Source organism: Thiohalospira halophila DSM 15071 (genome assembly GCF_900112605.1).
Lineage (GTDB): Bacteria > Pseudomonadota > Gammaproteobacteria > Thiohalospirales > Thiohalospiraceae > Thiohalospira > Thiohalospira halophila.
Window position 1 is genome coordinate 101,703 of the sequence record NZ_FOMJ01000001.1, and the last position, 26,220, is coordinate 127,922.

Consider the following 26,220-nt stretch of genomic DNA (forward strand, 5'->3'; position numbering starts at 1 on the left):
GGCTGTGTGTCTGGAGGTGCATCATGCGCAGCGTCTTCGACGCCTTCCCCATTGTCGCCGCGGCGATGGGGGAACAACGGGGTGTCCGGATCACCCAGGACCCCGGCGGGGCCTGGACGACCGGGACCACCATCAACGTCCCCCCCATCAAGGACGAGGCCGATCCCGGCCTGGTCCGGAAGGCGTGGGGTTTTCTGGACCACGAGTCCGCCCACGTTTTGTTGACCGACTTTCCGGTCTACCAGCAGTGGGCCCGTAAGGTGGGGGCCTCCCTCATCAACATCGTCGAGGACATCCGGATCGAGGCCGCCCTGATAGGGCGGTATCCGGGGGCTCGACGGAACCTGGACCACCTGTGCCAGTGCAGTGTCGATGACGGCTCCTTCGAGGCGCCGTCGGCTGATCTGCCGGTCTCGTCCCTGGTTCTCGGGCACTGCCTCTACCGGGGGCGTTCCCGGGGGCTAGGGCAGTCCGCGCTCGATGGCTATGCCGCCGAGATCGAGCGGCTGCTCCGGCAGGCTGCCGGGGACGACCTGGTCGATAAGCTCAACGAGCAGATCGACCGGGCCCCGGCCGCGGCCACCACGGATGAAGCCGGTTGGATTGCTTTCGACATCTACCGGCTCCTCCAGGACACGGAAGAGCAGCAGGACCAGCCCTCCGGCGGGGACTCCTCGGACGCCCAGTCCGGCCAGCAGGCCGGGGAGGGTGAGCCCGGGGATGCTTCGTCCGAGTCCGACGAGGAGTCCGATTCGAGTGATGGTGCTGGCGACAGCGCCGGCGGCTCGGAAGAGGGCACCGAGGAGGATGCCCAGGAGGACACCCAAGGGGGGTCCGACGGGAGCTCGGAGGAGGGCAATGGCTCAGCGTCGGCTTCCGGCGACGAGCCCGGCCAGGAAGAGGATGCCGGCAACGGCGCCGCTTCTGGTTCGGGTGCGGACTCGCAGGATGACGACCAGGGCCAGGCCGACTCGTCGGCCGGCAGTGGTTCCGGTGGAGAGGTTTCCCTGGACGGGCTGCTGCAGGCCATCAAGGAGGCCGATCCGGACGCCGTGGACATCACCGCGGCCGTTCGGGAGGCACTCAATGCGGCAAAGGACGGGCACGACAACATGCTGCCCGAAATGGCCGAAGAAGGTCGGTATCTAGCGGTACCGGACTGGCTGAGTGCCGAGCTGAAGGCCGATGCCAAGACGGCCACTCTGGGCCTTCGCAAGCGCCTTCAGGGGCTTCTGGAGGCGCAGGCCCGGACGCGGAAGACCCATTCCCGTTCGGGGCGGCGGCTCGATGCCCGTCGTGTCCACCGGCTGAAGGTGGGTGATACCCGCCTGTTCGAGCGCAAGCGTTCCGAGCAGGGGGTCAACACCGCCATCAGCATCCTGGTGGATGCCTCGGGGTCCATGGCGGACGCGGTCGAAGGCAAGTTCCTGTCGTCCGGTGGTCCCGTGCAGCGGATCAATCTGGCCTGTCAGGGCGCCTGGTCGGTCACTGAGGCCCTCAAGGGGGCCAAGGGGGTCTCCACCGGCGTCATTGCCTTCGGCTCGCAGGCCCAGGAGCTCAAACCGCTGGGTCAGGATGGGAAGTACCGCCATGGACCGTTCGTGCTCCAGGGCGGATCGACCTGGACCGATAGCGGCGTCATGCGGGCCATGCGGCAGCTTCTCCCGGCCCGTGAGGACCGGAAGATCCTGCTCGTGCTCACGGACGGCGATCCGAATGATCCCTGGCAGGCGCGCGACGCATTCCGGCTGGCTCGCCAGTCCGGCGTCGAGACCCTGGTTCTGGGGATCGGCGAGCTGAGGCTCTCTCTGGGGGCCGACGAAGAGGCCATCCTCGATGACATCAGCCAGCTGCCCCAGACCATGCTCCGCATGCTGGAACGCCGGCTGAAGGCCGCTTAACCCAACCCACCGCCCCGGCGGGGATTCATTCCCCGCCGGGGGAGGGATCCCTCCGGGGCCTTAACCCTGGAGGTGACCATGGAGCAGTTGTCGCTGTTCTACGAGGCGGCACCCATGCCGCCGATGGCTCCGGACCCTCCGGAGCTCGATCCCGTCCTCGACATCGCGTCGTGGACGGACGAAGAGGTCGAACGGTTCGCGTGGGGTCTGCTGGAGCGGACCCTGGAGCAGCTGTTCGCACCGCAAGCTGGCCCGGCCACGCGCCGGGACATCCTCGAATGGGTCCAGGAGGAGGGAAGCCATGCGCTTTCCTTCGAGGGGCTCGTGCGGGGCCTGGGGCTCGACCCCGACGCCATGCGCGAGGCCATCTTCGAGGCCATCCATCTCGTCGATGACGGATGGGCGGCCTCGGCCTGACCCGAATCTTTCCACCCCACCGGGGGGAGTACACCTCCCCCGGTGGGGGTGTGCTCCCTCCATCTACCCATGCCCGGTCGGGGCACCCGAAAGCGCCTCGACGGGGCGTTTTCGGGTGTCCCGGCTGGACGAAGGAGGAGAGCACTATGAGCAATCGACCCCTCGACAAGAGCCAGGTCTTTGCAGCGGCTAACGGCCGCTGGGATGAGGTCTTCGCCCAGCTCGCACCCGAGCTGTCGGAGGCCATGGAGCGGGCAGGGCGGCATGTTGCCTGCCCCCACCCGGAACACGGTGGGGCAGATGACTTCCGCCTCTTCACCGACTTCAAGGACACCGGTGGCGGGATCTGCAACTGCGGCGGCGGCCGGGACGGCATTGCCGTTCTGCGCTGGCTCCACGGTTGGAGCTTCCCGGAAGCCATCGAGCAGGTGGGTCTGGCCCTGGGCCTGGAGCGGGAGCAGGGGTACGTGCGGGACGAGCGTGGCCGTTCGCGGCCGCGGTTTGCTCCGCAGGTCTCCACCCCTTCCCCTTCGTCGGTCAGCGACGAGGAGAACCTTCGCCGCCGGCGGAAGCTCAAGGAGGTCTGGCAGGGCGGGATCCCGGTGGACTCGGATGACGCGGAGCCGCTGCTTCGCTACTTCGAGCACCGTGGTCTCGACCCGCTCCAGGCCATCTTTGCGCTCGACCAGGAGGCCCGCTTCCACCCCTCGCTCCCCCTGTGGGAGAAGGGCGAGAAGCCGGGCGAGCCGCCCCAGAAGCTCGGGGACTTCCCCGCGCTCCTGACCCTGGTGCGGGATGCCGAAGGCCGTCCGGTCTCGGTGCATCGCACCTGGTTGGCCGAGGATGGCCAGGGCAAGGCGCCGGTGAGCAAACCCCGCAAGATGATGGCCTTCCCTTCCGACCGCAGTGTCGAGGGTGGCCATATTCGGCTGGGGGCCGTGCCTGAAGATGGGGTCATCGGCGTAGCCGAGGGCCTGGAGACGGCGCTGGCTGCCATGCAGGCCACCGGCATGCCGGTCTGGCCGTGTCTGGCGGAGCGGATCCTCCGGGGCTTCGAGCCTCCGGAGGGGGTCACCGGGGTCGTGGTCTTCTGTGACCGCGACACCAGTGGCATCGGGGCTGAAGCTGGCGAAGAGCTGGTCGGAAAGCTCCGGGAAGCCGGTCTTCAGGCGCGAGCCGTGGTGCCGCCGGCACCGTCCGAAGGGGACAAGGCCGACTGGCTGGACACCCTCAACGAGTACGGCGCGGACGCCTTTCCGAAGCGTCGTGCTCAGCGTCGCAGTGCGGCGTAAGGAGGGTGGCCATGCAGTCTGTCGGCCTGCTCCACCTGGCCCACGTGGACACCCGTCCGGGTGGCCACGGGCCCTTTGCTCCACCGTCTGACTGGTCCGGGGACGAGGCGGCATACCGCGTGCTGATGCGCGAGCGGTACTGCCACCCCGGCCTGAGCCAGCAGATGGTCGTCACTGCCCGGCGCTACCGGGACGAGGCGGCCATGGCGGAGCCCATCCGCTTCGAGGGACCGTGGGCCGACGAGGCCCGTCGGATCCTGGAGGCACTATGACCCACCACCCCCGGGTGCTCACTGCGGTGAGCCTCGGGGGTTTTTTATGCCCGCTTCTCAGAGGCCGCTGGCAAGGATTTCGGCAGGGCGGATGAGGCACTGGTCATCCCTGACCCAGAAATCGGCGGAGAGAGGCGCTGTGGCAGCGAGAGGGTTACTCGGGGCTTGCCTTGCGGCCGGTGATCTCGACCTCCACGACCACTCGGCCGTCCTCCCGGCGCATGTCGCTGTCGAGCATGGTGGTCTCGATCTCGGCGGCCGTCTCGCGAGTGATCTGGGTATCCGTGTCGCGCTCGGAGCCGGACGCCTGGGCCTGCACGGAGGAGACGCCGAGCTCCTCGGCCAGCTTGGCGGTTGCTGTATTGATGGCCGCTGCGCGGGCACGCCGTTCGGCCTTCTTCCAGCCGGGCGTATCCCGGGTCTCCGGCTCGGCAGACCCCCGGCCGGTGGCGGTGACCTCCCAGTCGTCGCCCATGAGGTCCTTCATGGCGAAGGCATCAGAGATGTGCTCGCTGATGGACTCGGAGCTGTCGCGGAGGCGCTGCATGTCGGTCCGGCGCAGGGACGCCTTCACGTAGGCGTCCAGGCCGCCGTCGTCCCGCTCCCGGATGGCCATGTCTCGAAGCTCCATGCTGCGCAGCTTGCCGTAGGCGGTCTGCTGGCTGAGTTCCACGATCCGACGGCGGTGCTCCTGGTCGCCGGCGTCCACCTCGGACTCGCGCAGGGAGGAGCCAAGCCGCACGCCGGCCTGGAGGAGGTACTGGTACTGGGCATCCTCGATGGCCGCGTCCCGGGCTTCGCGCCAGTCGCCGTCAGGGGAGCGGCCGTGGCCGACCACCTGGTAGTAGCCGTCCTCCTGGCCGGTATGGGTCTGGACCCAGCCGGGGGCTCCGGAGTCGGGCGAGGAGGCGCAGCCGGTGAGCAGGGTGCCTGCCAGGGCTGTCGCGGCAAGCAGTGTGCGAAGGCTGGTGGGGGTCATGGCACGCTCCTTCGTGGGCCTGGATCCATGAGACCACATTGCCGGAACGGGGCAAGCCTGTACGGTTCTGAACGGTCTGGTTGCACGAGGATGCACGGATCAAAACTCTTGTGTAACCTATTGATTAAACAGAGTCGGAAAGGGCCTTAAAGGGCCACCGACGGACGGCAAAAAATCGAGACAAATCAAGGCGGAAGGCGCTTCCTTGGGCCATTCTGGGGGTGTGGGGGTCGTAGGTTCAAATCCTGCCGTCCCGACCAGAATTATCAGGAAGTGCATCAAGAGAGCCGCTTTTCGAAGCGGCTTTTTTGATGGGTATCATGAATGCCCCATTGCGCCATGCCTGAGGACTTCTGACTGGAAAGGTGAGCGCGACCCCATCGGGCCTGCCGACGCAGTGTCATCCATCACCGCTTCGGCCGAGGCAGAAAGAGCAAGGGCTGGTTCGAGCCCAGCGTGACCAACATCGAGAACGAGATCATCGAGCGCAACCGCGATTTCGTCCGCTTTCTCCGTACCTTCCAGTCCAGCGACAATTGCCTGGTCGTCAATATAGAGCGCCCGGGGGCGCTAGACTTTGTGGCGGACCATTTGGGATTGAGCCGGCTCGAAATCGGGAATTCCCCCCGCCAGAACTGGCGGGAGAAGGACCTTGCAAAGATCGACCGGGCCTTTCAGGGCCTGGGCATCGGCGATAGCCGCGAAGAACCCCTTGTCATCGACTCCCTCCTGGATGAGGAAGAAAAGGCCTTGTCGCGACGTTTCCTGGAGGCGAACCATGAGCGGATCCGCCTCTGAACGGCGGATAGTCCGGCTCTCGCCAGGGTGTTTTCGGCGGGCGATCGAGAAGGAGCCGCAGCAGCATGGGTGCACCAACGGCAAGGGATGGCAGGAAATAGGACGCGGCAAGGCCGTGGGGACCCGCTCCAACGAGTAAGTGGAGTACGTCGGGTGGGCCATCATCGCCCATCAACTCGTGGAACGTTGGCCGAGCGGGGTGCGGCAGATGGCTGGCCACGCCGGCAGTATCTCGGGCCTCGGCAAATCCGTCGGAGAGCGCCCGTAGGGTCACGGTCAGCCGCCCCCTCCCCGAAAGGAGGGGACTGGCTGATGATGCAGGAGAGGGCGTTAGCCGTCGCCGAGGTGGTCTTTTACGTGCGTAGTGAAGGCCTCGGGCGCCTTGTATCCAGCGATACGGGCAGAGCAGATTTCCTCTCCTTCGGCGTTGAAGAAGGAGATGGAAGGTGGCCCGATAATGTTGAACCGGCTCTGAAGCTCCTTGTCGGCGTCACTCTGCTCGGTGACGTCGGCTTGCAGGAGCACGGCATCCTGGTTGGCCAACGCCTGGTGGACTCCGGGGTCCTCAAAGGTAGTGCGCTCGTAGCGCACACACTCGATACACCAATCGGCGTAGAAATCAAGCATTACCGGGCGTCCTGCCGCAGCGGCTTCGTCCAGGGCGGCCTGTAGCTCGCCTGGACCGTCGACCTTGCGGAAGTCCAGGTGCGTTCCCTCCGCACCCTCTGGGCTGGTAGCCAGCAGGCCGTCCAGGGGATCCAGGGGATCCTCGCCGCCGCTGAAGGCCCCCACGATCTGCAGGCTTCCGATGAGCACCAGGACCAGGCCGAGGCCCTTCCAGAGGCGTTGCCAGCCACCGTGTTCGGAGGACAGGCGGTCAAACGCACCGAGGTAGACGGCACTCACGATCAGCAGCAGGCCCCAGAGGAGAAGCGTGACGGCCCAGGGGACCACGCGCCCGAGCAGGAAGATGGCCATGCCCAGGAGGAGGACACCGAAGACGTACTTGACCGTGTTCATCCAGGCGCCCGCACGCGGCATTACCGAGCCGGCCGTGGTGCCGACCACCAGCAGGGGGATCCCCATGCCGAGGGACATGGCGAACAGGGAAGTACCGCCGAGGAGCATGTCGCCGCTCTGGCCGATATAGAGCAGGGCACCGGCCAGGGGCGGGGCCACACAGGGGCCGACGATAAGGGCGGAGAGCACGCCCATGACCCAGGTTCCAGCCAGACTGCCGCCCTTCATTCGCTGCTGGGACTGCTGCAGGCGGCTCTGCAGGGAGCTGGGAAGCTGCAGTTCGTAGAAGCCGAACATGGACAGGGCGAGGGCCACGAATAGGGCGGCGAAGGCACCGATGACCCAGGGGTTCTGCAGAGCGGCCTGGATGGCGGCCCCGGTGGCTCCGGCGATGACGCCGAGGAGGGCGTAGGTGATGGCGACGCCCAGAACATAGGCCAGGGAGAGGCTGAGGGCACGGGTCCTGCTCATCCCGGGTCCGCCCTCGCCACCGCCGGAGCCGACGATGATGCCGGACAGGATGGGCACCATGGGGAAGATGCACGGGGTAAAGGCGAGGCCGAGGCCGGCGAGGAAGAAGATTCCCAGGGCCAGTAGGCCGCCTGACTCCAGAGCGTCAGCAAACTGGCCCTGCTCGGAGGTGGAGCCGCCAGAGGTGGTGGTGCCCTCGCTGGTTTCACCGGCCGCACCACCGCCGTCACCGCTGCCGGTTCTCGACCCGCCCGCGGTGGTCGCCGGGGCATCGGTCAGGGAGACCGGGAACTCATGGGTCTGCGGTGGGTAGCACACCCCGGCGTCGGCGCAGCCCTGGTAGCGGGCCTCCACCACCACCTCGTCGGCGCCGTCGAGGCCGCTGAATTCGGCGGTGAGGGTGGCCTCGCCACGGAAGACCTCCATTACCTGGTCGAAGGTCTCGTCGTACTTCTCTTTGCCCGCGGGTACCTCAGTGGCGACTACTTCGGCCCCCTCCGGCTCGACCACGGAGAGGTCGAGCCTGTCGCGGTAGAGGTAGGTGTCATCGCCGATGTCCCAGGTGACCCGCACCGTGTCGGGTCCCACCGCCTCAGCGCTGGGCTGGAAGGCCTGCTCGGGCTGCGGGATGTTCTGGGCCTGGACGGGCATGCTGGCCAGAGTTCCCGTGAGCAGCACGAGAAGAAACAGCAGGAGCCCTGGTGAGGCAGGGCGGGGTACGAACTTACGCATCGGGGCAAACTCCTTGGGCGTCGGCGCGCCGGGGTCAGAGGTACTGCTGGAGGTCAGGATCCTCGATGGGCTGCTCCGGCAGTCGCAGGATGTCCGGTAGGGCCTCCAGCGGCGGCATCCCTGCAATACGCTGCACGGAACCATCACCGTCGCGGTAGAACAGGGTGGGGGTGGCCCGGGCACCAAGCTCCTGCATGAGCTGCCGGTTGGTTTCGAGCTGGGAGCGTGCCTCCGGATCGGGGTTGTCCGCGGGTTCGATGCCACCGTCCTCGTAATTGCGCTCGTGTTCGTTGAGCGTCCGGGCGGGGTCGTCGGCCCCCAGGATGGCGGCGGCCTTTCCGGGACTGCTGGGCCGCAGGATCCCCACCAGGATGTGGCGTACCTGTAGCCCTTCCTGGTAGTACGGCCGAGTAGCCTTCCAGAGGTCGTGGCAGTAGGGGCAGTTGGGATCGGAGAAGACGTAGATGATCCGTTCAGGATCCTCCGCGCCGGTGGCGACCCAGTGGGCCTTCTCTTCCAGCAGTGACCAGGTTTCCGGCTTCGCCTGGGCGTTCGCCGTCGCTGCGTAGAGGAGCACCGTCCCTGCCACGGCCAGAGCGGTAAACAGGGAACGCCGGCTGCTGGTCCGCGGTCTACCACGCCACATAGGAATATCCCTCCTGTTGCAGTTGGGCCATTTCCAGGACGCCGGCGGGCACGGGGGAGACACCATCCAGTAGCTCCTCGTCGGTGAGGCCCATGGCGTCCATGGTGTTGCGGCAGGCCCGGAAATCGGCGTCATACACCATCAGGCTGCGGATGCGGTCGCTGAGCTCGCCACTCACCGTTTCCGGCGGATCCTTGAGCAGCATCCGCAGGCCGGGGCCGAAACCCACTGCTACGAGCCGGGCCTGATTGTCCAGCTGGCGCAGTATCTCCCCCATGCTGAAAAGAATCTGGCCGTAATAGTCGGGATCGTCGCGGTTGATCTGGAAGACGATGCGCACCTCCGGATCCTCCCCGGGGAAGCTGGGGCGGTCCTCCGCCGCGCGGACGGTGGGGGTGAGGACAAGCGCGCCAGCGAGACCTCCCGCGCCGGCCAGGAACTGCCGACGGGTGGGGTCGTTCGAATCTTTCGCCATGGTTTCCTCCTGGTTGGATGCTGCGTGCAGTATGGCCGGGAAGGCTTAAGGCCCCATTAAGGCGATGGGGCCGATTCGAGGCATCCCTTAAGGCGCGTTTAAGGCGGCTGTGCCAGGCTCGTGCAAGAGGAGGACAGGGTCATGCGGGTCTTGATCGCCGAAGACGACGCCCTGCTCGGGGATGGCATCCAGGCCGGTCTGCGGGCGAAGGGATTTACCATCGACTGGGTAACGGACGGTGCGGCGGCGGAACATGCCATCCGGAGCGAGCCCTTTGACCTGGCAGTGATGGACTGGCGGTTACCCCAAAGGTCAGGAGTCGAGGTGATTCGGTCTGTCCGCAAGGCTGGTATCACGCTGCCAGTACTGCTGCTGACGGTCCGGGATGCCGTGGACGACCGGATCGAGGGCCTTGATGCCGGGGCCGACGACTATCTGACCAAGCCCTTTGACCTGGAAGAGCTGGCCGCCCGCCTGCGTGCGCTTGCTCGCCGGCGGGCGGCGCCGTTGGAAGAGCGACTGGTAGCGGCCGGGGTGGAGCTGGATCCGAACCGCCTCCAGGTCCGGGTCGACGGGGAGGAAAAGCCCCTGGGGCGACGCGAGGCGGCGGTTCTGGCCATGCTCATGGAGCGTGCGGAAGGCGTGGTACCCCGGGAGCATCTGGAGGACCGGCTGTACGGCTGGGACGAGGCGGTCGCCAGCAACGCCCTGGAGGTGCACATCCACCATTTGCGGCGCAAGCTGGGCAATCACCGTATCAAGACTGTGCGAGGGGTGGGGTATCGGTTTGCTGCGGGATAGGGCGCCTTCTCTGCGCCGGCGATTGTTCTGGATCATCGGGGGGACGCTGGCGCTGGTATGGACGGTGGCAGCTGCCTGGATCTTCGTGTCCCTTCGGGCCGAGGTGAACGAGGTGCTCGATACCAAGCTGGCGGAATCCGCCCACATGGTCCAGAACCTCTGGGAGGAGGGTGCCGCGGCACGGGACAGCCTGGCAGGCATTCTTGGAGCCCGGGAGGGCAAGGGCCTCGCGGGGCGCCGTTCCGAGGAGCTCGCGGAAGGTATGGCGTGCCAGGTCTGGTCCCTCGATGGCGAACTACTGTCGCGCTCGGACGGAGCGCCGGAAAGGCCCCTCGGTCAGTTATCGCGGGGCTTCGCCGACGTTTCAGCTCAGGGGACCGACTGGCGGATCTTTGCCGCTAAGGCAGAAGAGGGGGCGCCGCGTGTGCTGGTCGGAGAGCGGCAGGCCCTTCGAGACCGGCTGGCCAATCGCATCGCCGCAGGCCTGTCGATCCCGTTCCTGCTGGCGTTACCGGCGCTGGCCCTGGCCATCGGTTTTGCCGTGCGGCGGGGCCTGATCCCGTTGCGCGAGGCGACCGAACGGGTGGAATGCCTGGATACGGAGAGCCTGGAGAGCCTGGACGACAGCGGGCCGGCCCCGCGCGAGGTGGCTCCGTTGATGGGTGCCATCGATGGTCTTCTGGTACGGCTTCGCCATACCGTGGCCCGGGAGCGCCGCTTCCTGGCCGATGCCGCCCACCAGCTGCGAACGCCCCTGGCTGCCCTCAGGACCCAGGCGCAGGTGGCCCGGGAGGCGCCCGACAAGGAGACCCGGGAGCGTGCCCTGGATCAGGTGGTGCGTGGTACCGATCGGGCGGACCGGCTGATGCGCCAGCTGCTGACCCTGGCCCGGTTCGACGAGGATGCCGAGCATCCGGACCAGGACGTGGATCTGGGCAGTGTGGTGGCGGATGCGGTGGCTGCGGTGCGTCGGGAAAATGAACCGTTCGCAGGGGGTATCGAGCTCCACCCGCCCGATCATCCTGTCCGGATCCGCGGCGATGGGCCCGCCCTGGAAGAGATGGTGCGGAATCTTCTGGAGAACGCCGTGCAGTACGGCTCTTCGGAGCGGCCGATCTCGGTGCGGTTGGAGGCGAGCCCCCTGCGGGTCACCATCACCGACCACGGCCCCGGCCTTCCGCCGGAGGAGCGGAAGCGGGTCATGGAGCGCTTCTACCGTCCGGAGGGGAGTCCCGGTTCGGGCTCCGGGCTCGGGCTCCCTGTCGCCAACCGGATGGCCGCCCTGCACGGGGGGCGAGTCAGGCTGGAGGTCAATCCCGAGGGCCACGGTCTGATGGTGGTCGTGGATCTGGCCCCGGCGCCGTCCAAGGGCTAGGGGGTGACCACCCGGTCTGCCACCCACCCGGGTTCGCCGGCCGGATCCCGGACGGCAGACGCCCGGAGCAGGGGGTGGTCGGTACAGCCGGCTGGCGGCCAGGAGGGCACCAAAGTAGCATGGGGCCCATCGCAAGAAAGGGGAGCAGCCGATGAGGCGCGGCAAGGAACTGGGGATCCGCTCCATCGAGTGGGTGGAGTACGTCGGTCTGGCCATCATCGCCATCGCGACGGTGGTGGCCATCGGCCAGGAGGTCGAGGTGATGGTCCTGGCGCGCGAGGTGCGCCTGGGTGACCTCCTGCTGCTCTTCATCTACCTCGAGGTCCTCACCATGGTCGGGCTCTACGTGAAGTCCGGCCAGCTCCCCGTGCGCCTGCCCATGTACATCGCCATGGTGGCCCTGGCGCGCTATCTCATCCTGGACATGAAGGATCTGGAGAGCTGGCGGATGCTGGCGGTGGCGGCAGCGATCCTGTTTCTGGCCATCGCCGTGCTGGTGATCCGCTACGGCCACGTGCGCTACCCCTACGACGAACAGCTGGACGGGACGCCCCGCACCAGGGAACAGGAGGGGACCCATGGTCAACGGTGACGAGGAGGCGATGAGCCATCTCACCACGGCGCGGGACTGGATCCGCTGGGGGGCCAGCCGCTTCCGCGAGGCGGGGCTGCACTTCGGCCACGGGACCGCAGATGCGGTGGACGAGGCGGCCCAGCTGGTCCTCCACGGTCTGAACCTGGCGCCGGATACCCCCGATTTCTACCTCGCCGGCACGCTGACCCCGGCGGAGCGCGAGGTGGTCCACGAGCTGCTGGTCTCCCGGATCACCACCCGGCGGCCGGCCGCCTACCTCACCCACCAGGCCTGGTTCGCCGGCCTGGAGTTCTATACCGACGAGCGGGTGCTGGTGCCGCGCTCGCCCATCGCCGAACTCATCGAGGCGCGCTTCGAGCCCTGGCTGGATCCGGACGGCGTGGAGCGGGTGCTGGACCTGGGCACCGGGGGCGGCTGCATCGCCATCGCCTGTGCCTACGCCTTCCCCCAGGCGCTGGTGGACGCCAGCGACATCGATGCCGGCGCCCTGGAGGTGGCGGAGGAGAACATCCGCCGCCACGAGCTGGAGGGGCAGGTCCGGACCGTCCGGGCCGATGTCTTCCACGGCCTGGAGGGGGCGACCTACGACCTTATCGTCTCCAACCCGCCCTACGTGGATGCCGATGCCATGGCCGCGCTGCCCGAGGAGTTCCGCCACGAGCCGGAACACGCCCTGGCCGCCGGCCATGATGGCCTGGAGATCGTCGCCTGGATACTGGACGAGGCGGTGGAACACCTGAATCCCGGTGGCCTGCTGGTGGTGGAGGTCGGCGCCAGTGCCCCCGCCGTCGCCCGCCGCTGGCCCCATCTGCCGCTGACCTGGCTGGCCTTCGAGCGGGGCGGCGAGGGCGTCTTCGCCGTTACGCGGGAGGAGCTGGAGGCAGCGTAGTCGGCCCGCCTTGATCCGGGTCAGGGAAGACCGCCGGCCGGCGCGTCAGACTGCGCCCACATTCGCAGGAGGTTGCCATGACCGACGCCCTGTTCAACGAGGAGCTCATCCGCCGCTACGACACCTCCGGGCCGCGGTATACCTCCTATCCCACCGCGGTGCAGTTCCACGAGGGCTTCGGCGAGGCGGAGTATCGCGCCGCCGCCCGGGCGACCAACGCCGGCGGGGCGCCGCTCTCCCTCTACGTCCACATCCCCTTCTGCGACACCGTCTGCTTCTACTGCGCCTGCAACAAGGTGGTCACCAAGGACCGCAGCCGCGCCGGCGCCTACCTGGATCGGGTGGAGCGGGAGCTGGCCCTGCAGGGGGGACTCTTCGACGGCCAGCGGCCGGTGGACCAGATGCACTGGGGCGGCGGTACGCCGACCTTCCTCTCCCACGGCGAGATGGAGCGGCTCATCGAGGCCACCGCCCGCCACTTCCGCCTGCGCGATGACGACACCGGGGAGTACGCCCTGGAGATCGACCCGCGCGAGGTGGGGAAGGACACCCTCCACCTCCTGCGCCAGCTCGGCTTCAACCGGCTGAGCATCGGGATCCAGGACCTGGATCCCGAGGTCCAGAGAGCGGTGAACCGGGTCCAGCCCGATGCCGATACCTTCGGCGCCCTGGATACCGCCCGGGCCGAGGGCTTCCGCTCGGTGAGCGTGGACCTGATGTACGGCCTGCCCTTCCAGGACCGGCAGCGCTTCGCCCGGACGCTGGACCGGATCATCGAGGCGGCGCCGGACCGGATCGCCGTCTTCAACTACGCCCACATGCCGCACTACTTCAAGCCGCAGCGGCGGATCCGGGAGGAGGACCTGCCCAGCCCGCAGGAGAAGCTGGCCATCCTCCACGAGACCATCGACCGGCTCACCGGCGCCGGCTACGTCTACATCGGCATGGACCACTTCGCCCGGCCCGACGACGAACTGGCCCGCGCCCAGGCTGATGGGACTCTGCACCGCAACTTCCAGGGCTACTCCACCCATGCCACCTGCGATCTGGTCGCCATCGGCGCCACCGGCATCGGCCAGGTGGGGAATACCTACAGCCAGAACGTCCGCGAGCTGGACGACTACTACGCCGCCCTGGACGCCGGGCGCCTGCCGGTCTTCCGCGGCCTGGAGCTCACCTTCGACGACCGTCTGCGCCGGGCAGTGATCACCGACCTCATCTGCCACTTCCAGCTGGATACCGCCCGGGTCTCGGCCCAGTGGGGGATCGACTTCGACGACTACTTCGCCGCCGAGCGGGCGGCCCTGGAGCCCATGGCCGCCGACGGGCTGGTGGAGCGGGAGGGGGCGATCCTGCGGGTCCGCGAACCCGGCAAGCTCCTCATCCGCAACATCTGCATGGTCTTCGATGCCTACCTGGAGCGGGCCGAGGGGCGCCACTCCAGGGTGATCTGAGCGCTACGCGCTCCATGTTGCCGCCGCCCGGGCGGCGACGGCATCCCGCAGTTCCCGGGCCGCCTCGCGGCTGTCCGCCTCCACGTAGATTCGTAGCACCCGGGCATTGCCGGAGGCGCGCAGATGGACCACCGAGCCGTCCCCCAGTGTCGCCCGGATCCCGTCGTAGGTATCGATGGCGGTGACGGGGGCGGGCAGATCCAGGGCGGCCCCGAGCTGCTGGCGCGCCTCAGCGCTCCCCGACTTGAAGTCCTCGGCCAGCTCGGCCACCCACTCCCGGGTGAAGCCGGTGAGCTTGGTGCTGTCGGTATGGCGGTCCGGAAGCTCCCGGTCCAGGGCGGCCAGGGAACAGCCTCGCCTGGCGGCGGCCTGGAGCGCCAGCAGGGCGGGAAGAACGCCGTCGCGGCTGGGGAGCGGGGGGAGGGTGCGCCCCTCCATCGCCAGGGGGCTGGCCGTGAGCAGGCCGCCGTGGGCGGCGAAGCCCACCACGGCGTCGTCTCCCCGACCCGCCCGGGCCGCCTCCTGATGGAGCGCGGCCCCCAGTTCCGGGGAGGGCACCCGGGTACGGTGGACGACCTCGAACCACTCGCTGGCCTCGATGGCCGCGGTGCTGGTTACCGGGGTAACCACCGTGGATGCCCCGAGCTCCCGGGCCGCCAGGGCACCGATCCGGTCCCCGCGCAGCCAGGTTCCCTCGGCGGTGGCCAGCAGGGGGCGATCGCCGTCCGCGTCGGCGGAGATCAGCGCATCCAGGCCGTGCTTGCGGACCCACAGGGGCCCGGCCTCTTCCCAGGCCGAGGGCAGGTCCTCGGTATCCAGCGCAAGGAAGGTCTCGCGTCGCCCCAGGCGAGTGACCCCGGTGCCAAGGGCCTCGAGTAGCGCCACCAGCGGCTCCCGGGCGGTGGTGCTCTGTTCCACCACGCCGACCTTCCAGCCCGTCAGGCCCTCCGGGCGCAGGAAGGTCTTCAGCCGCTCGCGCCAGCCACTCTCGATGGTGCGGTCGGTCTCACCCAGCGGCACGCCCCCGTGCATGCGAGCCTGCTGGTCAAAGCGGTGCGAGGGGAGGACCACCGGCTGTCGGCGCAGGGCCGTCTCGTCGGCGCGGCCCGCATCCCCATCGGGGCGGAAGAACTTGAGCCCGTTACTCTCGCCGGACATGTGGCTACCGGTGACCAGTACGGCGGGCACGTGGTGGTGCAGGGCGTACCAGGCCAGTGCCGGGGCGGGCAGGCGGCCGGCATTCACGGGGAAGAGCCCGGAATCCGCGATGGCCGCCGCGGCTGCCCGCATGATGGCGGTGGAGGAGGGGCGGAGATCGCCCCCCACCGGGACCTGGCGGACCCGGTCCAGGTGGCCGGCCTGGCGGAGGTGGTCGAGAAAGGCGTGGGTGAAGGCGTAGACCACCGCGTCGCCGAGTTCCGTCGCCGGGGCCCGGATCCCGCCGTTGCCGAAGCCGACGCCGGTCCGGTGCATGAGGTCGGCGATGCTATGGGGCATGCGTTCTCTCCACCGGGTGGCGAAGGCCGTCGCTCAGAGGGCCATGTCCCGGAGATAGGCGCGGAAATCGTCGCCCAGTTCCGGGTGCTTCAGGGCGTAGCGCACCGTCGCCTCCAGGTAGCCGAGCTTGCTGCCGCAGTCGTAGCGGGTGCCGGCGAAGCGGTAGGAGAGGACCTGCTCCTCGCGCATGAGGGCGGCGATGGCGTCGGTGAGCTGGATCTCGCCGCCGGCGCCGGCGGGGGTCTGCTCCAGGCGGTCGAAGATCCGCGAGGAGAGGATGTAGCGCCCCACCACGCCGAGGTTGGTGGGGGCCTCCGCCGGGGCCGGTTTCTCGATGATGTCGTGGACCCGGCCCACGCGGTCGTCCACGGGGCTGGAGCTGACGATGCCGTACTTGTGGGTCTCCTCGGGCGGGACCTCCTCCACGCCCAGGACGCTGCCGCCGTGGTAGCGGTAGATATCGCTCATCTGCTTGAGGGTGGACTCGTTGCCCTCGGGGTCGATGAGGTCGTCGGCGAGGATGACGGCGAACGGGTTGTCGCCCACCAGCGGCTTGGCACAGAGGACGGCGTGGCCCAGGCCCAGTGCCTCCGGCTGGCGGACATAGACCGACGCGACCCCCTTGGGGACCATGCCCCGTACCATCTCCAGCAGCTCCGTCTTGCCCTTCTTCTCCAGCTCCGACTCCAGCTCGTGGTTCTTGTCGAAGTGGTCCTCGATGGCGCGCTTGGCGCTGGAGGTGACGAAGATGAGTTCCGTGATGCCGGCGGCCAGGGCCTCCTCCACGGCGTACTGGATGAGCGGCTTGTCCACTACCGGCAGCATCTCCTTGGGGTTGGCCTTGGTAGCGGGCAGAAAGCGCGTCCCCAGCCCGGCGACGGGGAAGACGGCCTTGGTCAGTCGACGTTGGTTCGGCATGGATCTCCAGTCCTTCGATGCGGGGTCCCGGGAACCATTATGGTGGTGCCGGGCAGCGGCTTAAAGTAACCGGGGCGGGTGGGCGGCGTGTGCCCGGGTTGACCGCGCTCAAGAACCAGTGGGGCGTTCGGGGCGACGCGCCCCGTACTGATGATCTAGAATGAGTACAAACCCCGGAAGGGGTTCGGGGGGTGGAAAGGTAACGACGCCACACCGGGCCAGAACAGCAAGGCCTTCGAGGCCGATAGCGGCCCACTGTCATGCAAACGGGAGAACCAACCATGTCCAACAACAGCAGCGATTTTTCGCGTCGTAAGTTCCTCAAGGCCGGCGCCGCCGCCGTGGCTGCTGCCCCGGTGGCTGCCCTGGTTGGCGGTGGTACCGCCTTCGCCGCCGAGCGGCTGACCAAGGACGACCCCCAGGCCAAGGCCATGAAGTACGTCCACGACGCCGCCAACTCCGACCAGGCCGGTGACGGCGAGAACTGCGCCAACTGCGCCCTCTATACCGGGGACCGCAGTGCCGACTGGGGCGGCTGCTCCATCTTCGGCGGCCGTGAGGTCAACACCAAGGGCTGGTGCACCGCCTGGGCTTCCGCCGGCTAACGACTGCGCGGTTCAGGTCGGTACAAGGGGCTGGGCCAGCAGGTCCAGCCCCTTTTTTGTGTGCCGGACCGGCCGCGGGGTAATGCGCCGTCAGGTGTGTCGATGTTCAGCCCTGTTTCAGGTGGCGCCGGTAGGGTGTTGTAAGACCCTGAAACCGGAAGGAGCCTGCCATGGTTGGTACAAGTAAGCACGCCGAATCGCAGACGCGAGTCTGGGACCCCTGGGTCCGGATCTCCCACTGGACCCTGGCAGCAGCCTTCTTCGGCGCCTACTTTATCGTGGAAGAACCGCTGGCCGTTCATGTCTGGCTGGGCTACCTGGTGGGAGCACTGCTCCTGATCCGAGTCATTTGGGGTGTGATCGGGCCGCGCCACGCCCGTTTCAGCCATTTTATCCCTTCGCCGCGAATTTTTCTGGACTATTCCGGCAAGCTGCTGCGGGGCCGGGCACCGCGCTATCTTGGCCACAACCCCGCCGGTGGAGCCATGATCGCCGCCCTGTTGCTGGCGCTGACGGGGACCGTGACTACCGGGCTCATGGTCTACGGGGCCAAGGAGAAGGCGGGGCCGCTGGCCGGCTGGTACGCTGCTGCCGAGCCGGGGCCCTCCCTGATCGCCCGGGCCGATGATGGTAGCGAGGCGGAGGATGGTGAGCATGAGGAGGCCGAGGTGCTGGAAGAACTGCACGAATTCTTTGCCAACCTGACCCTGATCCTGGTGGGCCTGCACGTCCTGGGCATCCTTGTTTCCAGCATCGCCCACCGAGAGAACCTGGTCCGGGCCATGGTCACCGGCCGCAAGCGGGCCAAGGGACCGGGGGACCGCTCATGAGCCGCAGGCAGGCCTTTTTCCTGGCCTGGGTCGCCCTGCTCCTCCTCTCCCTGGGGATCGTGCTTGGGGCCAACCAGGCCCGGGCCGGGGAGGGGCTGGAGGAGCTGCGCGAGCTCCACCAGGAGGGGGCGATCCAGTCCCTGGAGGTGGTTCTGGAACGGGCCCGGGAGCGGGTGCCCGGGGGGCGTCTGGTGGAGGCGGAACTCCACCGAGAGGGGGACCAGCTCCTGTACGAGGTGGAGTTCATCGATCAACAGGGCGTGTTGCGGGAGCTGTTCTTCGATGCCCGGGATGGCACCTATATCCCCGGCGAGCCGGTCCGGGAAGAGCAGGAGGACCACTGATGCGAGTCCTGGTGGTGGAAGATGACTCCGAGCTGGGCGCTCACCTCCGGGATGCCCTGCGCGAGGCCGGCTATGCCGCCGATATCACCACCGACGGTGAAGAGGCGGCCTACCTCGGGCGCGAGGAGCCCTACGATGCGGTGGTGCTGGATCTGGGCCTGCCGGGCCGCTCCGGGCTGCAGGTGCTCGAGGAGTGGCGGCAGGGCGGGGTGGAGCTGCCGGTGCTCATCCTCACCGCCCGCGATGCCTGGTACGAGCGGGTGGAGGGGTTCGAGGCCGGAGCCGATGATTACCTCGGCAAGCCGTTCCACACGGAAGAGCTGCTCGCCCGGTTGGCCGCCCTGCTTCGGCGCCATCACGGCCGGGCCGGGGGCCCCCTGGCGGTGGCCGGCCTGCGCCTGGACGAATCCCGTCAGGTGGTGGTGACCTCCGACGGTGCCGAGCACGAGCTGACCGGGACGGAGTTCCGGCTGCTGCGCTATCTCATGCTCAACCCCGGCCGCGTCCTGTCCAAGACCGCGCTTACCGAGCATGTCTACGAGTACGACGCCGAGCGCGACAGCAATGTGGTGGAGGTCTACATCCGCCGTCTGCGCTGCAAGGTGGGCAGTGATCGCATCCGTACCCGCCGCGGCCAGGGCTACGAACTGGTAGTGGACTAATGCTTTTCCCGTCCCTCTCCCTCAAGGTCCGCCTCTCCCTGGCCTTGTCCGTCAGCCTGCTCCTGCTGCTGGGGACGCAGTACTGGGTGGTCAGTGGGGCCATCCGCGCTACCGCCGAGGACTACGTGGCCAGCCGCCTGCGCCACGATACCGAGGGCCTGCTAGCCGCTCTGCAGTGGGAGGCTGACGGTCCGTTGTTGCGCGACATCGGCGATTCCATCTACCGTCGACCCTACTCGGGCCACTACTATCGCGTCCGGACCGACGGGCAGGACCTGCGCTCGCGCTCCCTGTGGGATGCCGAGCTGCCGCTGCCCGAGGTCTCGGTGGGCGAAACCCGCCGGCTCCATCGGGCGGGGCCCCAGGACCAGCCCCTGCTGGTGCGGGTGGCGGCCTTCCGCAAGGAAGGGCGCGCTGTTCGCATGGCGGTCGCCGAGGACCTTTCCCCGCTGCAGGCGGACCTGCGGACCTTCCAGTGGCACTACGGCCTGGTCTCCCTGGGAATAGGCCTGGGGCTGCTGGCCCTGCAATGGGGGGTGGTGGCCCTGGGGATGCGCCCGCTCCGGCGCCTGGGCACCCAGATCCAGCGACTGGAGGCGGGGGAGCAGGAGTCCCTTTCCGGGGACGTGCCCGGCGAGGTACGGCCCCTGGTGGGCGAGGTTAACCGGCTGATCGGGGTGCTCGGCGGCCGCCTTGAGCGCTCCCGCAATGCCCTGGGCAACCTGGCTCATGCCCTGAAGACTCCCCTGACCCAGTTGTTCCAGGCAGCCGAGGATCCGGGGACCGTCCCGGATCCCGAGCGGCGCCAGCGGATCCTGGAGCCCGCCGAGAACATACGGGGGCGTATCGAGCGGGAGTTGAAACGGGCCCGCCTGGCGGCTGGCGCTCCCGGCCAGCGCTTCCTGCCAGACCGGGAGATCCCCGCCCTGATCCGGGTCCTGAAGCGCACCCATGCCGACCGCGACCTGGACTTTACCTATGCCGGGCCGGCGGATGAGCGCCCCTTCGGTGACCGCGAGGACCTCCTGGAGCTGACCGGCAATCTCCTGGATAACGCCGCCAAATGGGCCCGCTCACGGGTCCGGGTCGGTGTCGACCAGGCGGCGGGCCTCGCCCTGACCGTGGAGGATGATGGCCCCGGCGTCCCCGCCGAACGGGCCGGGGAACTGACCCGCCGGGGAGCGCGGCTCGACGAGGAGCGGGAGGGTCATGGCCTGGGCCTGGCCATCGTCCGCGATATCGTCGATGCCTACGGTGGCGATCTCCACTTCGGCTCTTCCGAGCCCCTGGGTGGCCTGGCCGTTACCGTCTCGCTGCCCCAGCAGGAGGGGGATCCGAACCGGGTTGCCTCCCTGTAATACCCCTGGCAACCCGAACGCCCCGCCTTTTCAGCTTCGCTTCAGGGTCCTCCTTTAGGCTTCTCTCCATGCCTATTTCGGAGGGTTCCATGTCCCCGTTTCCTGTCACATCCCGACCCCGCCAACGGCCCCTTGCCGTCACCCTGGTGGCCCTCTGCCTCGCCTCCGGGCCGGTTTCTGCCGCTTCCTCCAACGGTGCGGGCGATGCCCGCTTCGACCCGCTCGCCAGCGATGCCGGCCTGAGCCTGGGCCAGGTGGTCCGGTGGGCGGCCGATCGTCATCCGGAGAAGGAGCAGTCCCGGGCTGGCCAGCGGGCGGCGTCCGCCCTGCGCGGGCGCGCCGACGCCTGGCTCTCCGGCAATCCGGCGGGCGTCCTGTCCCACTACAACGACGCGGGGGCTACCGCTGCCGGTAACCGCGAATGGGAAGCCGGGGTTGAACTCCCATTGTGGCACCTCGGCCAGCGCGCCGCTCGCCGGTCCCTGGCCGAGGCGGCGGAGGAGCAGGCCCGCTCGATCCCAGAGGCGGTGCGGCTCCAGGCCGCCGGCCGGGTGCGCGAGACCCTGTGGGCCATCGCCCTCCAGCGCAACCGGGTGGCCCTGGCGGAGACGGAGCGGGCCCATGCCCGTGCCCTGGCGGACAAGGTCCAACGGCGGCTGGAGCTCGGGGATCTGGCCCGGACCGCTCGGCTGCTGGCCCGGGAGCGGGTGGTGGAGAAAGAGACCGCGCTGGAGAGTGCGCGCTCCCGCCTCCGGGTCCTGCGCGCCGACTATCGCCGTATCACGGGCCTGGATCGGACGCCGTCGCAGTGGCGCGAAGACCGGGCCCGGACCCTGTCGGACCAGACCATTCCGGTGAAGGACCATCCCTTCCTGCGTCGGGCCGCCCTGAAAGTGGAGCAGCTGCGGGCGCGGCGCCGCCTGGCCGGTATCCAGGCCGCGGAACCGCCCTCCCTGGTCCTGGGGACCCGGCAGGAGCGGGCCGCCGATGGGTCCGCGGTGAACAGCCTGCACGCCTCCCTCCGTATCCCCTTCGGTATGGCGGAACAACGCGAGGGTAGGCGGGCCGCGGTGGGAGTGGAACTCGCGGCGGCCCGGAGTCGGCTGGACCGACAGCGTCGGGAGGTGCTCACCGCCCTGGATGAGGCCCGGCAAGGGATCGCCGTTGCCCGCCGTACCCTGCGCCAGGCCCGGCATCGCGAGGAGTTCGCGACGCAGAGCCGGACCCTGGCGCGCAAGGCCTTCGATGCCGGCGAGTACGGCCTCATGGACCTGATCCGGGTCCAGGACAAGTACGCCGCCGCCCGCCGCGATCGTGCCCAGCGTGAACTGAAGCTGGAGCGTGCCGTCGCTCGATTCAACCAAGCAGCCGGAGTAATCCCGTGGCCCCGTTCCGAATCCTCGCAATAGCCTGCCTGACGGCCTGGACGGTCTCCGCCCAGGCCGCCCACGAGATCACCTTCAGCCCCGCCCAGATGGAGCGCCTGGGGGTATCCACCGCAGAGGTCGCCCCCGGCAAGGAGGTCCAGACCGAGACCCTGCCGGCCCGGGTGGTCATTCCCCCCGAGCAGGAGCGGGTGGTGAGCGCTCCCCAGGGCGGCCTGGTCACCGCCCTGCACGCGGCCAGGGAGGAACCGGTCCGGGAGGGCGCGGTCCTGGCCGAGATCCGCAGCCCGGAACTGGTGAAGAACCAGCAGGAATTCCTGGGCGCCCGCTCGGCCAGGGATCTGGCAGCGGCGAGCCTGGAGCGGGACCGGCAGCTGTCCGACGACGGGGTCATCCCCCAGCGCCGGTACCAGGAAACCCGCAGCCGCTTCAAGCAGGCCCGGGCGGCCCTGGAGGCACGGCGTCAGGCCCTGGTGCTCGCCGGCATGAGCGAGGCCGGTGTGGAGCGCCTGGCGGAGACGGGTGAGCTGTCTGGCCGGCTCCGGGTACGGTCGCCCATGGACGGGGTGGTTCTGGAGAAGATGGTCCGCTCCGGGCAGCGCCTGCAACAGGCGACACCCTTGTACCGAATGGCCCGGCTCGATCCCCTGTGGCTGGAGATCCGGCTGCCCCTGGACCGCCTGCAGGGGGTGGCCGCGGGTGTCCCGGTGAGCGTGCCCTGCGCCGGCCTGGAGGCCACCGTCTCGCGGGTGGGGCGCACCGCCGAGGCCGAGAGCCAGACGGTGCTGGTCCGGGCCGAGGTGGCGGGCGGTGAGCCCTGCCTGCGGCCGGGGCAATACGTGGAGACCCGCCTGGAGGTGGGCGCCGGTGAGGGCCGCTTCCGGGTCCCGGAAGGGGCCGTGGTCCGCAACCAGGGCAAGCCGTGGGTGTTTGTGCGCCAGGCCAGCGGGTTCATGCCGGTGGCCGTCAGTGTGCACGGGCACCGGGAAGGGGACACCGCCGTGATCAGCGGCCCGCTCCAGGCCGGGCAATCCGTGGCGGTCAGCGGCCTGGCAGCCATCAAGGGCGCCTGGTCCGGCTACGGCGGGGGTGAATGATGCTCGGTCGATTGATCCAGTTTGCCCTGACCCAGCGGGTCTTCATGCTCCTGGCAGTGGTGGTGCTCGTGGGGGCGGGGGTGTCGGCCTTCCGCGGCCTGCCCATCGACGCCTTCCCGGACGTCTCTACCACCCAGGTGAAGGTCATCATCAAGGCCCCGGGCATGACCCCGGAGCAGGTGGACCAGCGCATCACGGCCCCGGTAAGCGTGGAGATGCGCGGTATCCCCCACCAGGAGGTCCTGCGCTCCGTGGCCAAGTACGGGGTCACCGTGATCACCGTGGACTTTGCCGAGGGCACGGACCTCTACTGGGCCCGCCAGCAGGTCTCGGAGCGGCTGTCCGGGCTGTGGGGGGACCTGCCGCCGGATGCCAGCGGGGGCATGGCGCCGGCCACCACCCCCCTGGGCGAGATGTTCATGTTCACCGTGGAAGGCGGCGACCTCTCCCTCGCGGAGCGGCGTACCCTGCTGGACTGGACCATCCGCCCGGCCCTGCGCTCGGTGGAGGGCGTGGCCGAGGTCAATGCCCTGGGGGGCAAGGTGGCCACCTACGAGGTGAGCCCGGACAACGCCCGCCTGAATGCCCGCGGCCTCTCCCTGGCCGAGCTGCGCCGGGCACTGATGACCAATAACCGCAACGACGGCGCCGGCCGCCTGGTGAGCGGCGAGGAGACCCTGCTGGTTCGAACCCGGGGCCAGGTAACCGGCCTGGCGGATCTGGGCAATATCGTGGTCCGCGAGACCGACGGCGTGACCGTGCGCGTGAAGGACGTGGCGGAGGTACGCACCGGGCACCTGACCCGGTACGGCGCCGTGACCGCCGACGGTCGGGGCGAGGCCGTGGAGGGCCTGATCCTGGGTCTGCGCGGGGCCAATGCCCGCAAGGTGGTCGAGGGAGTGAAGGCCAGGCTGGCAGCGATCCAGCCTACGCTCCCCGAGGGCGTCCACGTGGACGTATTCTACGACCGCAGCCACCTGGTGGACCGGGCGGTGGAGACCGTCTCCGGTGCCCTCATGGAGGCGGTGATCCTGGTGCTGGTGATGCTGGTTCTCATGCTGGGCAACCTGCGCGCCGCCCTCACGGTGGCCCTGGTCCTGCCCCTGGCGGCCCTGATGACCTTCCTGCTCATGGGCTGGTTCGCCCTGTCCGCCAATCTGATGAGCCTGGGTGGCCTGGCCATTGCCATCGGCATGCTGGTGGACGCGGCCGTGGTGGTGGTGGAGAACGTGGTCGCCCATCTGGAGGACCCGGGGTCCGGACGCCGGCGGCTGCCCCGTCTCCACCTGATCTATCGCGCCGTGCGCGAGGTGGCGGTGCCCGTGACCTCCGGAATCCTCATCATCGTCATCGTCTTCCTGCCCCTGCTCACCCTGCAGGGCCTGGAGGGCAAGCTGTTCATCCCGGTGGCGCTGACCATCGTCTTCGCCCTGACCGGCTCCCTGCTGCTCTCCCTGACCGTGATCCCGGTGCTGGCCAGCTTCCTTATCGGCAAGGTCAGCCACCAGGACCCCTGGCTGGTGCGCCAGCTCCATCGCCTCTACCAGCCCAGCCTCGACTGGAGCCTGCGCCACGGCGGCTGGGTGGCCGGGGGCGCGCTGGTGCTGCTGGCGGCCACGGTGGCGGTGTCCCCCTTCGTGGGCAAGACCTTCATGCCCACCATGCAGGAGGGGACGGTGGTGGTGCAGCTGGCCAAGCTGCCCTCCATCTCCCTGGAGGAATCCCTGGCCATCGACCGTCGCGTGGAACGGGCCCTCATCGAGGAGATCCCCGAGGTGACCGGGGCCGTGGCCCGCACTGGCTCGGACGAGCTGCGCATGGATCCCATGGGCCTGAACGAGACCGACATGTTCCTGGAGACCCGTCCCCGCTCCGAATGGGAGGTGGCGACCAAGGCGGCCCTGCTGGACAGGCTGCGCGCGGTCCTGAACGGCTTCCCGGGGGTAGCCTACGCCTTCACCCAGCCCATCGAGATGCGCGTCTCGGAGATGCTCACCGGCGTGCGCGGCGATGTAGCGGTGAAGCTATTTGGTCCGGAGCTTTCGGTCCTGAACGCGAAGTCGGCGGCCATCGCCGAGACCCTGAAGGGGATCCGCGGCAGCCAGGATGTCTACTACACCGACAACAGCGGCCTGCAGTACCTGGAGGTGGAGGTGGACCGCCAGGCCGCCGGCCGCTTCGGCCTCTCCGTGGCCGAACTGTCGGCCCGGCTCCGGGCCCAGCTGGAAGGGGCCGAGGTGGGTACGGTGTACGAGGGCCGGCGGCGGATCCCGCTGACGATCCGCGGCGGACCGGAGGTGCGCCGCTCACCGGCGGCGATCGGGAACCTGCGCCTCACCCTGTCGAGCGGCAAGCAGGTGCCCGTCTCCGCCTTGGCCGATGTGCGACGCACCGAGGGGCCGGTGAAGGTCAACCGGGAGGGCGGCTCACGCCTGTCCGTGGTCCGCTCCAACGTCTCCGGGCGGGATCTGGTCAGCTTCGTCCAGGAGGCTCGCCTGACCGTGTCCGAGCAGGTGGATCTGCCCCAGGGCTACCGCGTGGCCTGGGGCGGCGAGTTCGAGAACCAGCAGCGGGCGGCCCAGCGCCTGTCCATCGTGGTCCCGGTGGCCATCGGCCTGATCTTCGTGCTGCTGTTCACCACCTTCCGCTCGGTGCGCCAGGCGGTGCTGGTGCTGCTCAATGTCCCCTTCGCCCTCATCGGCGGCGTGTTCGCCCTTGGGGTGACGGGGGCCTACCTGTCGGTGCCGGCCTCGGTGGGCTTCATCGCCCTGCTGGGCATTGCCGTGCTCAACGGGGTAGTCATGGTGACCTACTTCAACCAGCTCCATGCCCTCGGCCTGCCCATGGCCCGCGTGGTGGAAGAGGGCGCCCGGCGCCGGCTGCGGCCGGTGATGATGACCGCCAGCATCGCCGCCCTCGGCCTGGTGCCCCTGCTGTTCGCCTCGGGGCCGGGGTCGTCGGTGCAGAAGCCGCTGGCCATCGTGGTCATCGGCGGGCTGGTAACCTCCACCCTGCTGACCCTGTTCCTGCTTCCCGTGCTCTACCGTCGCTATGGTCAGCCCAAGGAGGCCCGTCTTGTCGGATAATCAAATTCTCACCATCCTGATACCACCCGAGGTCCGGGAAGACCTGACCGATTGGCTGCTGGGCATCGACCCGGAGCTGACCTTCACCACACAAGTGGTGGAGTATCATGGGGCTGAACCCTCGGCCCTGAAGACCGCTGAGCAGGTCACGGGCCGTCAAGGCCGCTTGCGGGTCGAGGTCCAGGCTGGTAGTGAGCGGTTGAGTGCCATGCTGGAAAAACTGCGGGGGGATTTCCCGGCGTCTGGATGGCCCTACTGGATCCAGGACATTGCCGATCGGGGTCGACTGTAGAGCCGGCCAATCCACCACGAATAGTCACG

At 68.7% G+C, this 26,220-nt stretch carries 25 protein-coding genes; 19 read left to right on the forward strand and 6 right to left on the reverse strand.

What is annotated here, in order from left to right:
• Nucleotides 1-23 precede the first annotated feature (23 nt).
• From BM272_RS00515 to BM272_RS00530, 4 genes are all read left to right on the forward strand, one after another.
• Nucleotides 24-1,901 carry a vWA domain-containing protein gene (locus BM272_RS00515; protein ID WP_093426806.1) on the forward strand — a complete coding sequence of 626 codons (1,878 nt, stop codon included), beginning with the start codon at nucleotides 24-26 and terminating at the stop codon, nucleotides 1,899-1,901.
• A gap of 78 nt (nucleotides 1,902-1,979) precedes the next feature.
• Nucleotides 1,980-2,318: a hypothetical protein gene (locus BM272_RS00520; RefSeq protein ID WP_093426807.1), complete on the forward strand. Its 339-nt coding sequence runs from the start codon at nucleotides 1,980-1,982 to the stop codon at nucleotides 2,316-2,318.
• Nucleotides 2,319-2,464: 146 nt separating this feature from the next.
• Nucleotides 2,465-3,610, forward strand: coding sequence for a DUF7146 domain-containing protein (locus BM272_RS00525; RefSeq protein ID WP_093426808.1), 1,146 nt, complete (start codon nucleotides 2,465-2,467; stop codon nucleotides 3,608-3,610).
• An 11-nt stretch (nucleotides 3,611-3,621) separates the two neighbouring features.
• On the forward strand, nucleotides 3,622-3,882 hold the full coding sequence (locus tag BM272_RS00530; RefSeq protein ID WP_093426809.1) for a hypothetical protein: 261 nt from the start codon (nucleotides 3,622-3,624) through the stop codon (nucleotides 3,880-3,882).
• 154 nt (nucleotides 3,883-4,036) lie between these two features.
• On the opposite strand, the gene BM272_RS00535 is transcribed toward BM272_RS00530, so the two are convergent.
• Nucleotides 4,037-4,861, reverse strand: coding sequence for a YceK/YidQ family lipoprotein (locus BM272_RS00535; RefSeq protein WP_093426810.1), 825 nt, complete (start codon nucleotides 4,859-4,861; stop codon nucleotides 4,037-4,039).
• Nucleotides 4,862-5,317: 456 nt separating this feature from the next.
• Here BM272_RS00535 and BM272_RS00540 point away from each other — a divergent pair, with 456 nt between their 5' ends.
• A complete protein-coding gene (locus BM272_RS00540) occupies nucleotides 5,318-5,659 on the forward strand; it encodes a hypothetical protein (RefSeq protein ID WP_093426811.1) in 342 nt (113 codons plus the stop codon).
• 330 nt (nucleotides 5,660-5,989) lie between these two features.
• Here BM272_RS00540 and dsbD read toward each other — a convergent pair whose 3' ends face one another.
• The 3 genes from dsbD to BM272_RS00555 are packed head-to-tail and all read right to left on the reverse strand — an operon-like array spanning nucleotide 5,990 to nucleotide 9,003.
• On the reverse strand, nucleotides 5,990-8,026 hold the full coding sequence (dsbD, locus tag BM272_RS00545) for a protein-disulfide reductase DsbD (RefSeq protein WP_093426812.1): 2,037 nt from the start codon (nucleotides 8,024-8,026) through the stop codon (nucleotides 5,990-5,992).
• On the reverse strand, nucleotides 7,917-8,528 hold the full coding sequence (dsbG, locus tag BM272_RS00550; RefSeq protein WP_159432968.1) for a thiol:disulfide interchange protein DsbG: 612 nt from the start codon (nucleotides 8,526-8,528) through the stop codon (nucleotides 7,917-7,919). Before dsbG ends, dsbD begins: the two co-directional genes overlap by 110 nt.
• On the reverse strand, nucleotides 8,515-9,003 hold the full coding sequence (locus tag BM272_RS00555) for a DsrE family protein (protein ID WP_093426814.1): 489 nt from the start codon (nucleotides 9,001-9,003) through the stop codon (nucleotides 8,515-8,517). The genes dsbG and BM272_RS00555 overlap by 14 nt, the downstream gene beginning before the upstream one ends.
• Nucleotides 9,004-9,144: 141 nt before the next feature.
• Here BM272_RS00555 and BM272_RS00560 point away from each other — a divergent pair, with 141 nt between their 5' ends.
• From BM272_RS00560 to hemN, 5 genes are all read left to right on the forward strand, one after another.
• Nucleotides 9,145-9,804, forward strand: a complete 660-nt coding sequence (locus tag BM272_RS00560; RefSeq protein ID WP_093426815.1) for a response regulator — start codon at nucleotides 9,145-9,147, stop codon at nucleotides 9,802-9,804.
• A 22-nt stretch (nucleotides 9,805-9,826) separates the two neighbouring features.
• Nucleotides 9,827-11,179, forward strand: coding sequence for a sensor histidine kinase (locus BM272_RS00565; protein ID WP_275886919.1), 1,353 nt, complete (start codon nucleotides 9,827-9,829; stop codon nucleotides 11,177-11,179).
• A gap of 151 nt (nucleotides 11,180-11,330) precedes the next feature.
• On the forward strand, nucleotides 11,331-11,771 hold the full coding sequence (locus tag BM272_RS00570) for a phosphate-starvation-inducible protein PsiE (protein WP_093426817.1): 441 nt from the start codon (nucleotides 11,331-11,333) through the stop codon (nucleotides 11,769-11,771).
• Nucleotides 11,758-12,663, forward strand: a complete 906-nt coding sequence (gene prmB / locus BM272_RS00575) for a 50S ribosomal protein L3 N(5)-glutamine methyltransferase (protein WP_093426818.1) — start codon at nucleotides 11,758-11,760, stop codon at nucleotides 12,661-12,663. Before BM272_RS00570 ends, prmB begins: the two co-directional genes overlap by 14 nt.
• A 77-nt stretch (nucleotides 12,664-12,740) precedes the next feature.
• Entirely contained in the window at nucleotides 12,741-14,117 is a 1,377-nt protein-coding gene (gene hemN, locus BM272_RS00580) for an oxygen-independent coproporphyrinogen III oxidase (RefSeq protein WP_093426819.1), read from the forward strand.
• 3 nt (nucleotides 14,118-14,120) lie between these two features.
• On the opposite strand, the gene BM272_RS00585 is transcribed toward hemN, so the two are convergent.
• The gene (locus tag BM272_RS00585; RefSeq protein WP_093426820.1) at nucleotides 14,121-15,614 is read right to left on the reverse strand and encodes a phosphohexomutase domain-containing protein; all 1,494 of its coding nucleotides are present in this window, start codon (nucleotides 15,612-15,614) and stop codon (nucleotides 14,121-14,123) included.
• Nucleotides 15,615-15,647: 33 nt separating this feature from the next.
• On the reverse strand, nucleotides 15,648-16,532 hold the full coding sequence (galU, locus tag BM272_RS00590) for a UTP--glucose-1-phosphate uridylyltransferase GalU (RefSeq protein WP_093426821.1): 885 nt from the start codon (nucleotides 16,530-16,532) through the stop codon (nucleotides 15,648-15,650).
• 281 nt (nucleotides 16,533-16,813) lie between these two features.
• On the opposite strand from galU, the gene BM272_RS00595 reads away from it, so the two are divergent.
• The 9 genes from BM272_RS00595 to BM272_RS00635 all read left to right on the forward strand — a co-directional run bounded on the left by BM272_RS00595 (nucleotide 16,814) and on the right by BM272_RS00635 (nucleotide 26,191).
• Complete coding sequence (locus BM272_RS00595; protein ID WP_093426822.1) at nucleotides 16,814-17,137, forward strand: high-potential iron-sulfur protein; 324 nt, start codon at nucleotides 16,814-16,816, stop codon at nucleotides 17,135-17,137.
• A 170-nt stretch (nucleotides 17,138-17,307) separates the two neighbouring features.
• Complete coding sequence (locus BM272_RS00600) at nucleotides 17,308-17,967, forward strand: cytochrome b/b6 domain-containing protein (RefSeq protein ID WP_093426823.1); 660 nt, start codon at nucleotides 17,308-17,310, stop codon at nucleotides 17,965-17,967.
• Entirely contained in the window at nucleotides 17,964-18,311 is a 348-nt protein-coding gene (locus BM272_RS00605; protein ID WP_205407714.1) for a PepSY domain-containing protein, read from the forward strand. The genes BM272_RS00600 and BM272_RS00605 overlap by 4 nt, the downstream gene beginning before the upstream one ends.
• Nucleotides 18,311-18,973: a response regulator transcription factor gene (locus BM272_RS00610; RefSeq protein ID WP_093426824.1), complete on the forward strand. Its 663-nt coding sequence runs from the start codon at nucleotides 18,311-18,313 to the stop codon at nucleotides 18,971-18,973. Before BM272_RS00605 ends, BM272_RS00610 begins: the two co-directional genes overlap by 1 nt.
• Entirely contained in the window at nucleotides 18,973-20,331 is a 1,359-nt protein-coding gene (locus BM272_RS00615; protein WP_093426825.1) for a sensor histidine kinase, read from the forward strand. The genes BM272_RS00610 and BM272_RS00615 overlap by 1 nt, the downstream gene beginning before the upstream one ends.
• Before the next feature lie 89 nt (nucleotides 20,332-20,420).
• Nucleotides 20,421-21,740, forward strand: a complete 1,320-nt coding sequence (locus BM272_RS00620; RefSeq protein WP_159432970.1) for a TolC family protein — start codon at nucleotides 20,421-20,423, stop codon at nucleotides 21,738-21,740.
• A complete protein-coding gene (locus BM272_RS00625) occupies nucleotides 21,713-22,813 on the forward strand; it encodes an efflux RND transporter periplasmic adaptor subunit (protein ID WP_093426827.1) in 1,101 nt (366 codons plus the stop codon). Before BM272_RS00620 ends, BM272_RS00625 begins: the two co-directional genes overlap by 28 nt.
• Nucleotides 22,813-25,899 carry an efflux RND transporter permease subunit gene (locus BM272_RS00630; RefSeq protein ID WP_093426828.1) on the forward strand — a complete coding sequence of 1,029 codons (3,087 nt, stop codon included), beginning with the start codon at nucleotides 22,813-22,815 and terminating at the stop codon, nucleotides 25,897-25,899. The genes BM272_RS00625 and BM272_RS00630 overlap by 1 nt, the downstream gene beginning before the upstream one ends.
• On the forward strand, nucleotides 25,889-26,191 hold the full coding sequence (locus tag BM272_RS00635; protein WP_159432971.1) for a DUF3240 family protein: 303 nt from the start codon (nucleotides 25,889-25,891) through the stop codon (nucleotides 26,189-26,191). Before BM272_RS00630 ends, BM272_RS00635 begins: the two co-directional genes overlap by 11 nt.
• The last annotated feature ends 29 nt before the right edge of the window (nucleotides 26,192-26,220 follow it).